General features: G+C 71.9%; 11 protein-coding genes. 4 read left to right on the top strand and 7 right to left on the bottom strand.

The window, feature by feature from the left end:
- Positions 1 to 63 precede the first annotated feature (63 nt).
- The 4 genes from ACN263_RS30380 to ACN263_RS30365 all read right to left on the bottom strand — a co-directional run bounded on the left by ACN263_RS30380 (position 64) and on the right by ACN263_RS30365 (position 5,315).
- On the bottom strand, positions 64 to 1,065 hold the full coding sequence (locus ACN263_RS30380) for a hemolysin family protein (protein ID WP_422737620.1): 1,002 nt from the start codon (positions 1,063 to 1,065) through the stop codon (positions 64 to 66).
- The gene (locus ACN263_RS30375) at positions 1,058 to 2,380 is read right to left on the bottom strand and encodes a hemolysin family protein (protein WP_422737619.1); all 1,323 of its coding nucleotides are present in this window, start codon (positions 2,378 to 2,380) and stop codon (positions 1,058 to 1,060) included. Before ACN263_RS30375 ends, ACN263_RS30380 begins: the two co-directional genes overlap by 8 nt.
- Before the next feature lie 106 nt (positions 2,381 to 2,486).
- Positions 2,487 to 4,742, bottom strand: a complete 2,256-nt coding sequence (locus tag ACN263_RS30370; RefSeq protein WP_422737618.1) for a (Fe-S)-binding protein — start codon at positions 4,740 to 4,742, stop codon at positions 2,487 to 2,489.
- A gap of 309 nt (positions 4,743 to 5,051) precedes the next feature.
- A complete protein-coding gene (locus ACN263_RS30365) occupies positions 5,052 to 5,315 on the bottom strand; it encodes a cell division protein CrgA (RefSeq protein WP_007454145.1) in 264 nt (87 codons plus the stop codon).
- 222 nt (positions 5,316 to 5,537) lie between these two features.
- Between ACN263_RS30365 and ACN263_RS30360 the strand changes: the two genes are divergently transcribed.
- From ACN263_RS30360 to ACN263_RS30345, 4 genes are read left to right on the top strand one after another with little or no spacing between them, the layout of a single operon-like run.
- A complete protein-coding gene (locus tag ACN263_RS30360; protein ID WP_422737617.1) occupies positions 5,538 to 6,341 on the top strand; it encodes a DUF881 domain-containing protein in 804 nt (267 codons plus the stop codon).
- Positions 6,338 to 8,050: a class E sortase gene (locus ACN263_RS30355; protein ID WP_422737616.1), complete on the top strand. Its 1,713-nt coding sequence runs from the start codon at positions 6,338 to 6,340 to the stop codon at positions 8,048 to 8,050. Before ACN263_RS30360 ends, ACN263_RS30355 begins: the two co-directional genes overlap by 4 nt.
- Before the next feature lie 4 nt (positions 8,051 to 8,054).
- Positions 8,055 to 8,339 (top strand): hypothetical protein, encoded by a 285-nt coding sequence (locus tag ACN263_RS30350; protein ID WP_422737615.1) that lies wholly within the window; start codon positions 8,055 to 8,057, stop codon positions 8,337 to 8,339.
- Between the two features lie 2 nt (positions 8,340 to 8,341).
- A complete protein-coding gene (locus ACN263_RS30345; protein WP_422737614.1) occupies positions 8,342 to 8,992 on the top strand; it encodes an aminodeoxychorismate/anthranilate synthase component II in 651 nt (216 codons plus the stop codon).
- Between the two features lie 8 nt (positions 8,993 to 9,000).
- On the opposite strand, the gene ACN263_RS30340 is transcribed toward ACN263_RS30345, so the two are convergent.
- Genes ACN263_RS30340 through ACN263_RS30330 form a run of 3 tightly spaced genes read right to left on the bottom strand, consistent with a single transcriptional unit; the run spans position 9,001 to position 12,928 of the window.
- On the bottom strand, positions 9,001 to 9,690 hold the full coding sequence (locus tag ACN263_RS30340) for a SanA/YdcF family protein (protein WP_422737613.1): 690 nt from the start codon (positions 9,688 to 9,690) through the stop codon (positions 9,001 to 9,003).
- A 14-nt stretch (positions 9,691 to 9,704) separates the two neighbouring features.
- Positions 9,705 to 11,525, bottom strand: a complete 1,821-nt coding sequence (gene pknB / locus ACN263_RS30335; RefSeq protein ID WP_422737612.1) for a Stk1 family PASTA domain-containing Ser/Thr kinase — start codon at positions 11,523 to 11,525, stop codon at positions 9,705 to 9,707.
- A complete protein-coding gene (locus tag ACN263_RS30330; protein WP_422737611.1) occupies positions 11,522 to 12,928 on the bottom strand; it encodes a protein kinase domain-containing protein in 1,407 nt (468 codons plus the stop codon). The genes pknB and ACN263_RS30330 overlap by 4 nt, the downstream gene beginning before the upstream one ends.

The following is a 12,928-nucleotide window of genomic DNA, read 5'->3' as shown; positions in this document are numbered from 1 at the left end:
TCAAGGCGAGCCGAGCCATCGTCACTGTCGCGCAACCGCCCGCACACCAAGGGTGTTGGTCAATTAACCAACGATTGCGGTCAATACGTCATCGAGTGTGACCACACCGAGAGGTCGGCGACCGTCACTGACCAGCACCATGTGCCGCCGTTCGCGCCGCATGGCCAGCAGCAGATCGGCCAGCGTACGGTCCGGCGGCACCACCGCCAACGGCCGGTACACCGCCGCCGGCACCGGCGCGCGACGACCCCGCCCGGCGTACCCGAGGACGTCCTTGACGTGGACGAAGCCGAGCACCCGTCGGGTGGACCGCTGCACCACCGGGAACCGGGACCGGCCGGTACGCGTCGCCAGCACCTCCAACGAGGCCGGTGAGACGTCCTCGGCCACCGTCGTCACCGTCGACCACGGTTGCAGGGCGTCCGCCGCGGTCCGGGTGTGCAGGGCCAGCGCGGCGGTGATGCGGGCGTGCTCCTCGGCGTCGAGCAGCCCCTCCGTCCGCGCCTGCGACACCAGCCCCGCCAACTCCTCGGCGGTGAACACCGTCTTCACGGCCTCGGTCGCCTCGATCCGCCAGAGGGCCAGCACCCGGCGGGCGGCCCACTTCATCGCCAGCAGCAGCGGCTTGGTGGCCACGCAGAACGCCAGCATGGCCGGCCCCAGCCAGAGCGCGGAGACCTCCGGACCGGCCAGCGTGATGTTCTTGGGCACCATCTCGCCGACCACCGTGTGCAGGAAGACGACGACGCCGAGCGCGAGCACGAACGCCACCGGGTGCACCGCCCGCTCGGGCAGGCCGACGGCGTGGAACGGCGATTCGAGCAGATGGGCCAACGCCGGCTCGGCGATCGCGCCGAGGCCCAGCGAACACACCGTGATGCCGAGCTGCGCACCGGCGATCATCAGCGGGATCTGGTTCATCGCCGACAACGCCCAGCGGGCCCGCTTCGAACCGGCCGCCAACGGCTCGATCACCGTACGACGGGACGCGATCAACGCGAACTCACTGCCCACGAAGAAGCCGTTGCCGAGCAGCAGCAGCACGGCCACCAACAGCTCAGTCATCGGCGTCCGGATCCGCGGGGCGCAGCACCCGGACCTGCTCGATCCGGTGCCGCTCGACCTCCACCACGGTGAACTCCCAGCCGTCGGCGTCGACCGTCTCGCCGGGCAGCGGGATGTGTCCGAGCCGGGCCAGCAGGAACCCGGCCAACGTCTCGTACGGCCCCTCGGGCAGCCGGAAGCCCGTCTGCTCGACCAACTCGTCGGAGCGCAGCACCCCGTCGACAAGCACCGTGCGCTCGCCGCCCGGGACGGTCAGCTCGAAGGGCTCGGCGTCGTCCACGCTGGCCGGGTCGAACTCGTCGGCGATCTCGCCCACCAGCTCCTCGACCAGGTCCTCGATCGTGACCACACCGTCGGTGCCGCCGTACTCGTCGACGACGATGGCCAGGTCCGCGCCGGCCGCCTTCAACGCCGCCAGCACGCCGTCCAGGTCCAGACTCTCCGGCACGTACACCGGCTCGCGGGCCACCGCGCCGACCACTGTCGACGCCCGCGCGGCCAGCGGCACGCCCAGCGCGTCCGGCACGCCCGCCACTCCGGTGACGAGGTCGAGCGTCTCCTCGTACACCGGGAAACGGGTCCGTCCCGTCCGCCGGGACTCCTCGAGCAACTCGGCCACGGTGGCGGTGGCCCGCAGCGCGACCACGTCGACCCGCGGGGTCATGGCCTCGGCCGCCCGCTTGTCGCCGAACCGGATGGTGCGCCGCAGCAACATCGCCGTGTCCGGCGGCAGCGCGCCCGCGCGGGCCGAGATGGCGGCCAGCAGGCCCAACTCCTCCGGCGACCGGGCGCTGGCCAACTCCTCCTGCGGCTCCACGCCGAGCGCCCGGACCAACCGGTTCGCCGAGCCGTTCAGGCCCCGGATCAGCCAGCCGAACGCCCGGGAGAAGGCGTGCATCGGCCCGGCGGTGGCCAGTGCGGCGGGCATCGGCCGGGCCAGCGCCGCGTTCTTGGGCACCAGCTCGCCGAAGAGCATGGAGATGAGCGTCGCCAGGGCCAACGCCAGGAACGGGGTGAACCGCTCGGTGCTCTCCCCGGCCACCGGACGCAGCAGCGGGGTGAAGATCCGGGCCAGCGCCGGTTCGGCCAGGTAGCCGGTGAGCAGCGCGGTGATGGTGATCCCGAGCTGTGCCCCGGAGAGCTGGAAGGACAGCTCGCGCAGCGCGGCGCGTACCGTGCGGGCGGCGTCGTCACCGGCGGCGGCCCGCCTGTCGATCTCCGCGCGGTCGACCGTGACCAGGGCGAACTCGGCCGCGACGAAGAACGCGTTGCCGGCGGTCAGCGCAACGAAGCCGACCAGCGGCAGCACCGTCATCAAGAGCAGGCCGTCGATGTCTCCTCACCTCGGCGAGATTCTTGCACGGCGGCGGCGACCCCTGAGGGCCGCCGCCGCCGATGAGCAAGAACTCCAGGTGTACGCGTCAGCCCGCGACCGGGGTGGACTCCTTGTCGCCCCGCGGCTGCTCGGGCTTGACCGAGCGCAGCAGGACGCTCGCCACGTCGACGACCTCGACCTGCTCGCCGGCACCCTTGCCGTTGACGCCGTCGTTGAGCATCGTCGAGCAGAACGGGCAGCCGACGGCGACCGTCTTCGCCCCGGTGGCCATGGCCTCCTCGACCCGGTCCACGTTGATCCGCTTGCCGATCTTCTCCTCCATCCACATCCGGGCGCCACCGGCACCGCAGCAGAAGGAGCGCTCACTGTTGCGCGGCATCTCGATCAGGCCGCTGTCGCGGCCCGCACCGGACCGGATCGCTGCGTCGCCCTGGCCATCTCCGGCTCCGCCTCCGATGGCGGTGCCGAGGACCTCACGGGGAGCGGCGAAGACGCGGTTGTGCCGGCCCAGGTAGCAGGGGTCGTGGTAGGTCACGCCACCGTCGACGGGCTGGACCGGGGTGAGCTTGCCGGTGGAGACCAGGTGGGCCAGGAGTTGGGTGTGGTGGACCACCTCGAACTCGCCGCCGAGCTGGCCGTACTCGTTGCCCAGGGTGTTGAAGCAGTGCGGACAGGTGGCGACGATCTTGCGCTTGGCCTTCTCCCGGCCCTCGAACGCCTCGTTCAGCGTCTCGACGTTCTGCTGGGCGAGCATCTGGAAGACGAACTCGTTGCCGATCCGGCGGGCCGGATCGCCGGAGCAGGTCTCGCCCTCGCCGAGGATGGCGAAACTGACGCCGGCCTCGTTGAGCAGGGTGGCGACCGCGCGGGTGGTCTTCTTGGCCCGGTCCTCGAACGCGCCGGCGCAGCCGACCCAGAAGAGGTACTCGAAGTCGTCCACCTCGCCGACCCGCGGCACCTCGAAGTCCAGACCCTTGGTCCAGTCCTCGCGGGTGTTCTGCGGCGCGCCCCACGGGTTGCCCTTGTTCTCCAGGTTGCGCAGCATCACGCCGGCCTCCGAGGGGAAGCTCGACTCGATCAGCACCTGGTAGCGGCGCATGTCGACGATGTGGTCCACGTGCTCGATGTCCACCGGGCACTGCTCGACGCAGGCGCCGCAGGTGGTGCACGACCAGAGCACGTCCGGGTCGATGACCCCGCCCTCCTCGGCCGTGCCGATCAACGGCTTGTCACCCTCGGCGAGCGACAGCACGTCCAGGTGCGCGAGCTGCGCCTGGGTGGCCTTCTCCTCGCCGGTGAGGTCCTTGCCGCCGCCGGCCAGCAGGTAGGGCGCCTTCGCGTACGCGTGGTCGCGCAGGCTGAGCACGAGCAGCTTCGGCGACAGCGGCTTGCCGGTGTTCCAGGCGGGGCACTGCGACTGGCAGCGACCGCACTCGGTGCAGGTGCTGAAGTCCAGCAGGCCCTTCCAGGTGAACTGCTCGACCTGGGCGACGCCGAACTGGTCCTTCTCCGGGTCGGCCTCCTCGAAGTCGAGTGGCTTGCCCTCGCTGGTCATCGGACGCAGCGGGCCCAGGCCGGAGCCGGCCGGCTTCTCCGGGTCGCGCTTGAAGAAGATGTTGGGGAAGGCCAGGAACCGGTGCCAGGCGACGCCCATGGTGACGTTCAGCGAGATGACGATCAGCCAGGTCATCGAAATGACGATCTTGATGAGCGCGGCGACACTCGCCCCGTCCGACCAGTCCGGGAGGATCGCGCCGACCGCGTGGCTGACCGGGGTCGCCCAGACCGGGTACTCGAAGTGGTCGGTCGCGACCTTGAAGCCCCGGATCACCAGGCCGAAGATCAGGACCAGCAGCACGATCCACTCGACGAAGTAGCCCTGCCACATGGTGGAGCCGGTGAAGCGGGAGCGACCGCCGGGCCGGTTGGGCCGATTTTGCAGCCGGATCGCCATCAACACCAGGATGCCGACCAGGCCCAGCACCGTGATGATCTCGGTGGCCAGCCCGAAGACGGTCCAGTGCCCGATGATCGGCAGGCCGCCGGTCGGCGTGACCACCTCGAAGTACGCCTCGAGCACCAGCAGCGACAGCACGATGAAGCCGACCATCACGAACCAGTGGGCGGCGCCCACCACACCCCACTTGAGCATCCGGGTGTGGCCGGCGGTCTCCACCAGCATCTTCCTGGTGCGGGCGCCCTTGTCGGCGAACCGCTCCGGAGCGGGTTGCCCCAGCCGGATCACGGCCGTCATCTTCATGACCGCGCGCACCGCCAGCCACACCGCCACGGCGGTGATGCCAGCCGCGAGGATCGTGGTGACGATCTGGACGCTGCCCATCGAGTTGGCCTCCCCGGTCTGCTGCTCGTCGAGCGGTTCAGCAACCGGGGCCGGGGCAGGAGCAGGGCAACGTCGCGCCGCTGCCGCACCTGCGACCGGACCGGTCGATGACCTCGCTCCGCTCGGTCATGCAGTGCAGCCTACGCGCAAGGTTACCCAGCAGTAACGTGAGTCATCTCGCAGTAGGCCACGCCGCCTGCGGACACCATAGGGTGCCCGGCCCGGTCGTGCCGGGCAGGGGGACGGCGGGTGACCGAGATCCTGCGGTCCGGTGGTCGCTCCTGCGCTGCGGCAGCGGCCCGAGCGGGCTCAGCGCCAGCGGGAGAGCAGCACCAGCGACGCGACCATCGCACCGAAGCCGACCGCCAGGTTCCAGTACTGCCACGAGGCGACCGGGTACTCCTGCTCGGAGAGGTAGTAGACGACGAGCCAGCCGATGCCGGCGACGATCAGCGCGACCGCGGTGATCGGCAGCCACACCGGGCTAGGCTTGCGCGACGCCGCCGTCGTCGTCGGACGCACGTCCGTCGGCGGGGTGTACACCTTCTTCTTGCGGACCTGAGACTTGGGCACGGCGCTCTCCAGAGGGGGTGACAACCTCGTCCGGCCTGACAACCGGACGCGGAGGCGACGGTTCATGGCCAATAATGTTCGACAGCTAGCGTAGTCCCGAACGGCCGCCTGGACCACGAATGGGGTCAGGCAGGTACATGGAGTGACCGAAAAGGGCGGGACTGTTCGCATCGCGGCCCAGTCGTCGCGAACCGATCCCCCGACACTCGGAAGGAACGCTCGGTGGAGTACACATCCGGCGCCGCCTCCTGGCAGAAGGTCCTCCGACGGGCCGTCGCCGGACTGCTGCCCCGGCGGCCACGCCAACGGCGGCCGGGCTGGTCGATCGGGGTCCCCCTGATCGCCGCGGCGGCGGGACTGCTCTTCACCACCACCGCGACCACAGCCGGCGGCACCGCCCTGCGCGAGGACCGGCGGCCCCAGCTCAACCAGCTCATCGAGGAACGGCAGCAGCAGGTCACGGCGAGCGAGCGCCGCGCCGCCACCCTGCGCGACGAGGTCGAGCAACGCACCGACACGCTGGCCGACTCGGACGCCCCGATCAAGGCCCAGCAGACCCGCGCCCAGCGCAGTCTCGCGGCGGCCGGGTTCACCCCCGTCACCGGTACGGCCGTGACGGTCGAGCTGAACGACGCGCCCCAGCACAACGACGAGGCCCACTCCGACGCCACCAACGACGACCTGGTCGTACACCAGGGCGACGTGCAGGCGGTGGTCAACGCGCTCTGGGCGGGTGGAGCGGAGGCCATGTCAATCATGAACGTCCGCGTGCTCGCAACCAGCGCGGTACGCTGCGTCGGTAACACCCTGCTGCTCCACGGCCGGGTGTACTCCCCACCGTTCAAGATCGTAGCGATCGGCGATCCCGCTGCCCTCCAGCAGGCCCTCGCCAGCTCTGAGGGAGTCCGGTTGTTCAAGGACGCAGTCGACGACTACCAACTCGGCTACAAGGAGTCCGTCTCCACGGTGACCGTGCCGGCCTTCGAGGATTCGACCGCCCTGCGCTCGGCGACGGTGCCCAGGTGAGCGGCCCCGACGAGCGCCGCGACGGCCGGCACCGGGACCAGGCCGACGAGCCGACGGCCTTCCTGCCCAAGGTCAGCCGACCCGAGCCGGGCCGCGCAGAGCCTCCTGCGGCCCGGGTGGAGTCGTCCCCGGGCAAGGCTGAGCCCACCGGCGACCGGCCCGGGTCGTCGCCGGCCCGACCCGAGCCGACGCCGGGCCGGCCACCGACCGGTAACTGGCCCGAGCCGGTGCTGCCCGCTCGCACCCGGCCGACGAGCCCACCCGCCGCAGGCCCAGCGCAGGGCGCCGGATGGTCGGACCCGCAGGGCACCTCCGGCCCGACCGCGCCACCGCGCTGGCCGGGCAGCGCGGCACCGCCCGCCGAATCCGGTCCTCCGCCCGCCGCTCCGAGCCGGCCCACCACACCTTCCGCACCGCTGCCGGTCCGGCAGGCCGCCCCGGGCATCGATACCACCCGCTCCCCGGCCGGCGGTGGCACCGCGAGCCGTCCGCCGGCCGTCGGTCCGGTCGGGGTACCGACCACGCCCGGCAACGCTCCGGGCACCCCGACCGCCGCCGGCGACTCCGGCCGCTCGACGCCCGGCGTGGCCGCGACTCCGACCTGGGCCTCGGCATCCCCCGGCGGCTCGACGCCGCCGAGCGCCGCCACACCGCCGAGCACGCCGACGCCACCGAGCGCCGACCCGAATGCCACCGCGGTCATCCCGAAGGTCGCCCCCGGGTCCACGCGTCCCACCAGCGCCTCGGGCACTCCCGTCTCCCCGGCCGGGCCCGGCCGGGGAGACGATCCGAACGCCACCGCGGTCATCCCCACCGTGACCAGCAGGCCGACGCCCCGGCCCCCGTCCATCGACACGACGGCGCTGATGGGCGCGGTTCCCCGTACGCCTGCCCCGGGGGAGGCCACCGACGAGGGCGACGGCGTCGCCGAGCCGCCCCAACCGCGTCGGGGGGAGCGGGTCGTCCAACTCCGGCCGCACCAGACCGGCGAGGGCTACAAGAGCGTCTACTCGGAGCTGACCCGCCCGTCCCTGGGCTCCCGAATCCGGACCGGCATCCGGGCCACCGGTGAAGTCCTGATCACCTTCGGCCTGGTGGTGCTCCTCTTCGCCGGGTACGAGGTGTGGGGCAAGTCCGCCGTCGTGGACGCCCACCAGAACGACCTCAGCAGCCAACTCGCCCAGGAGTGGGGCCCGACCGACGACCCGACGGTCGTCCCGTCGAAGGCACCGAGCGCCAAGCCGTCCCCGCCGGTGCGCGGCAAGCCGATCGCCGGCCTCTACATCCCCAAACTGGACAAGAACTGGGTGGTGGTCGAGGGCGTGACCCAGGACGACATCCGGTACGCGCCGGGCCACTACCCGACGAGTGCGCTGCCCGGCCAGGTCGGCAACTTCTCGGTCGCCGGCCACCGGAACCGGGCCACCTTCTGGCGGCTGGACGAGCTGCACGACGGCGACGCGATCGTGGTCGAGAGCAAGACCGACTGGTACGTCTACCGGGTGGCGCAGACCCGCATCGTCAAACCGACGCAGGTCGAAGTGGTGGCACCCGTACCCGGCGAGCCGAACAAGAAGCCGACCAAGCGGATGCTCACCCTGACCACCTGCAACCCGAAGTGGGACAACTACCAGCGGCTGATCATCCACGCCGAGCTGGACCGGACCCAACCCAAGTCGGCGGGCCGCCCCACCGAGTTGGGAGGCTGACGAGATGTACGCGTTCATCTGGCGCAAGCTCCCGTTCGGCCTCGCCGGCAAGCTCGTCGGTTCGGTGCTGCTCGCGGCCGCCACGGTGGCCCTGCTCTGGTACGTGGCCTTCCCGTGGGCCGAGCCTCTGCTGCCCTTCGACGACGTCCAGGTCACCCAGGACAACGGCGTTCCGGGCGAGCCGAGCGGCGGCGATGCGGTGACCGACGACGCTCCGGCCGGCGACGAGCACGACCTGCCGTACGACACGGAACGGAACAACCCCGAGCCGTCCTCCACGAGCAGGTGACCATGCGCGTCCTGGTGATCGACAACTACGACTCGTTCGTCTTCAACCTGGTGCAGTACCTCGGCCAGCTCGGCGTGGACTGCGACGTACGCCGCAACGACGAGATCGACGTCGCCGAGGTCGGCCGGTCGGGCGCGTCCGGCGTCCTGCTCTCACCCGGCCCGGGCAGCCCGGACCGCGCGGGCATCTGCCTGGACGTCATCCGCCAGTACGCGGGCGAGCTGCCGATCTTCGGCGTCTGCCTCGGCCACCAGGCGATCGGGGAGGCCTTCGGGGCGACCGTCACCCGGGCCGCCGAGCTGCTGCACGGCAAGACCTCCGAGGTACGGCACCACTCCGTCGGCGTGCTCGCCGGCCTGCCCGACCCGTTCACCGCCACCCGCTACCACTCGCTGGCCGTCCTGCCCGAGACGCTGCCGGACGAGCTGGAGGTCACCGGCTGGACCGGCTCCGGAGTGGTGATGGCCATGCGGCACCGCACGCTGCCCATCGAGGGCGTGCAGTTCCACCCGGAGTCGGTGCTCACCGAGGGCGGCCACCTGATGCTCGCCAACTGGCTGGCGAGCTGCGGCCACACCGAGGCGCTGGAGCGTGCCCCGGCGCTGGCCGCCGAGGTGGACGCCCGGCGGCTCGCCGCCTTCGCCACCTCCTGAAGGTACGGTCAGCTCGTGAGCGCGTCCCGCACGGCCGAATTCGCGGGTGACCGGACCGCAGGTGGCCGGTCCCGGAACGCGTCCCAGGCGGCCTTGCCGCTGGCCAGGTAGTCCCGGACCGCCTTCCCGGCGAGCATGACGGAACCGCATCCGTCGCAGCGGGCGGCGACCCCGTCGACGTCCAGGCCGAGATGCCGGCAGAGCGTCACCGCCCGGGACAGGTGGTAGGACTGCGTGACGATCAGCGCACGCTCGACGCCGTACACGTCCCGGGCGCGGACGCAACTGTCGTACGTGTCCAGGCCGTACGGGTCCGCCGCCACCCGTCGCGGGTCGACGCCGAGCCGCTCGGTCAGATACCCGGTCATCACCGTCGGCTCGTCGCCGGACGCGCCACCCCCGTCACCGGACACCAACACCGCCCGCGCCCGTCCGGTGCGCACCAGCTCGGCGGCGGTCTCCAACCGGCCGGCGAGCCGCTCGCTCGGTTGCTTCCCGTCAGCCGCGACGGCGGTGCCCAGGACGATCACGACGTCGGCGGTGGGTGCCTCGGCCGCGTCGTGGGTGTGCCCGCGCGCACCGATGGTCGTCCACAGCCACGGGACGCTGCTCAGCGCCACCGCGACCACGCCCAGGACCGCCCCGCGTCGCAGCCACCGTCGCCAGCCGCCCACCGGAGGGCGGTCGTCGACGGGCACCGGGATGCGGACGGCTACTCCCCGTCCACCCGGAACGGCGGGATGATCGGCTGACCGGTGCCACCACCGTTGCCGGGCGTGGTCGAGCCGCTCGGCGTCGGCGTCGGTGTCGCCGGCGGGCTGGGCGTCTCCACGACCTCCTCCGGCTGGCTCACCTTGATGGTCACCCTGGTGCCGCTCGGCTTCTTCTCCCTGCCGTTCGGGCTCTGGTCGGTGACCTTGCCGGCCTGGTCCGCCGGCACCTCCGGGCCATTCTGGACGTTCACCACGAAGCCGGCGTTGCGCAGGGTACGGGTGGCCTCGTCCTCGCTCAGCCCGACGACGTCCGGCACCTCGCGGACGTTGCCCTTCGACACCTCGATTGTCACCTTCGTGCCCTCGGGCACCTTCTGACCCTCGGGTGGGCTGACCTTGACGACGATTCCTTCGCTCTCCGTGCTGTCGACCGGCCTGACGACGGAGTCGAGCTTCGCCTCCTCAAGGCGGGCGACGGCGCTCTCCTCCTTGCTGCCCTTGAGCCCGGTCGGAACGGCCACGTCTGGCTTGCCGCCGCAGAGCTGGATGGTGACGGTGCTGGCCTGCTTCAGGCGAGTGTTCGGCTGCGGGTTCTGGCCGACCACCGTGCCCTCGGCGCAGGTGCTGTTCAGGACCGGATCGCCGACAACCGGATTGAGGCCGGCCTTGTTGATCTCGGCGAACGCGGCGTCCCGTGTCTTCCCGGCGAGGGTCGGCACGGACTTCAGGTCCTTGTCCTGCTGCTGACTCCAGAGCAGCGCGGCGACCAGGGCGATCACCGCCAGCACACCGACCGCGCTGAACAGGGCGATCAACCAGGAGGACGCCTTGCGCTGGCGCGGGTCGCCGACCCGGGCCGGGATCTGCCGGGTCTGCGGCCCGGTGGCGGCCGGCGGGTAACCGGCAGCGCCGCCGCCGGCCGGGGCCATCGCCACCGTCTCCGCCTCGCGCAGCACCGGAGTGGCCAGCACCGGCCGGCCGGCGGCGGCGCGCAGCAGGTCGGCGCGCATCTCGCCGGCACTCTGGTAGCGGTTCAGCGGGTTCTTCGACAGCGCCTTGAGCACGATCGCGTCGACCGCCGGGTTGACGTCCGGGTTGATGTCGCTCGGCGTCGGCGGAGTCTCCCGGACGTGCTGGTACGCGACGCTGACCGGGCTGTCGCCGACGAACGGCGGATGCCCGCAGACCAGTTCGAACAGGACACAGCCGGCCGCGTACACGTCGGAGCGGGCGTCCACGGCCTCACCGCGCGCCTGCTCCGGGGAGAGGTACTGGGCGGTGCCGATGACCGCGCTGGTCTGCGTCATGGTGGTCGCGCCGCTGGCCAGCGCCCGGGCGATACCGAAGTCCATCACCTTGACCTGGCCGGTCTGGGTGAGCATGACGTTGCCCGGCTTGATGTCCCGGTGGATGATCCCGTGCCGGTGGCTGAACTCCAACGCCGCGCACATGTCGGCGCAGATCTCCAACGCGCGGCGGGGCTGCAACCGGCCCTCGACGCCGAGGACCTCCTTCAACGTCCGCCCGTTGACGAACTCCATGACGATGAAGGGCAACGTCTCGCCGGTTGGGGCGGTCTCCTCGCCGGTGTCGTAGACCGCGACGATGGCCGGGTGGTTGAGCGACGCGGCGTTCTGCGCCTCCCGGCGGAAGCGCATCTGGAACGTCGCGTCCCGGGCGAGGTCGGTGCGGAGCATCTTGATCGCGACGTCCCGACCGAGCCGGAGGTCGCGACCGCGGTGCACCTCGGCCATGCCGCCGTAGCCGAGCAGCTCGCCGACCTGGTACCTGCCACCGAGCAGGCGGGCCTGCGCTGTCATCGCGTCTGTCGTCCTTCGCTCGTCGTCGTCCCGCCGTCACCCGGCCGGAGTCGTACCTCACGACGGTACGACGTCCGGGTCGCATCGTCGCGTCCGTCGAGCCGCAGCGCGCCGGACGTCACGGTCTGTGAAGTCGTCGCCCCGGACGCACCGGTCTGCGACGCCTTCCGCAGCTTGTAGGAAATCACGCCGGAGCAGAGCAGGACCAGTAAGGCCAGCAGGATGGCGACGAGCACCATCCCGGGCCGGGACCGGCTGGGCTCGGACGCCGGGCCGGGCTGCCGGACGTACGCCGGTGGGTGTTCCTGCCGGGTCTGTGCCGGCGGCACCGCCGCGGCGCCGCGCGGGTAGCCGGCCTGGGCGACCGGCGGCCGGGCGTGCGGTACGGCCGGCGCGACCGCGGTGGGGCGAGGTGGTGAGGCCGGCGCGATCGTGGTCGGTCGCTGCCCGACGGGCGGCTGCCGGTGTGGCGCGTTCGGCGGGCGGAACTGCTGCCCCTGCGGCACCTGCGCCCGGCCGGGTGCGGCGGGCGAGGACGGTGCCCCGGAGATCGGCGCGGAGTGGCCGCCGGCCCGGGCCTGCTGGGACAGCGCGGCCTTGAGCTGCCGGGCGACCGAGGCGAGGGCGGCGGCGCTCGGCCAGCGGGCGGCCGGGTCCTTGGCCAGCGCCCGCTCGACGACCGCCCGGACCTGCGGCGGGATGTCGTTGGGCAGCGGTCGGGGCGTCTCCCGGACGTGGCGCATGGCGATGTCGAGCGGGTTGTCCCCCTCGAACGGTCGCCGGCCGGCGAGGCACTGGTAGGCGACCACGCCGAGCGCATACACGTCGGACGCCGGGGTGGCCACCTGCCCGGTGGCCTGCTCCGGCGAGATGTACGAGGCGGTACCGAGAACCGAGCCGGCAGCGGTGAGCTGGCCGACGATATCGGAGCGGGCGATACCGAAGTCGGTCAGCACGAGCGTGCCGTTCGGCCGGACGAGCAGGTTGCCCGGCTTCACGTCGCGGTGCACGATGCCCTTCTCGTGCGCGGCGTGCAGGGCGTCCGCAGCCTGCGCGACGAGCGCCATCGTCCGGGCCGGAGTGAGTCGGCCGACCCGGCTCAGCGTCGACGACAGCGCGTCGCCCTCGACGTACTCCATGACCAGGAAGGCGATCTGCTGGTCGTTGCCGAAGTCGTAGACGTCGACCACGCCGGGGTGGTTGATGGTCGCCATCGTCCGGGCCTCGCCGCGGAACCGCTCGGCGAAGTCCGGGTCGTCGAGCAGCGCGGGGAGCAGGCTCTTCACCGCGACCGTCCGGCCGAGCACCTGGTCGGTGCCGCGCCAGACGTCACCCATGCCGCCGCTGGCGATCCGCTCGTCGAGACGGTAGCGGTTGCCGAGCTGAACACCGGGGCTGAGCAT

The organism is Micromonospora sp. WMMD729 (assembly GCF_049315225.1).
In the GTDB taxonomy this organism is placed as follows: Bacteria; Actinomycetota; Actinomycetes; order Mycobacteriales; family Micromonosporaceae; genus Micromonospora.
This window is presented reverse-complemented; position numbering and strand designations above follow the sequence as displayed.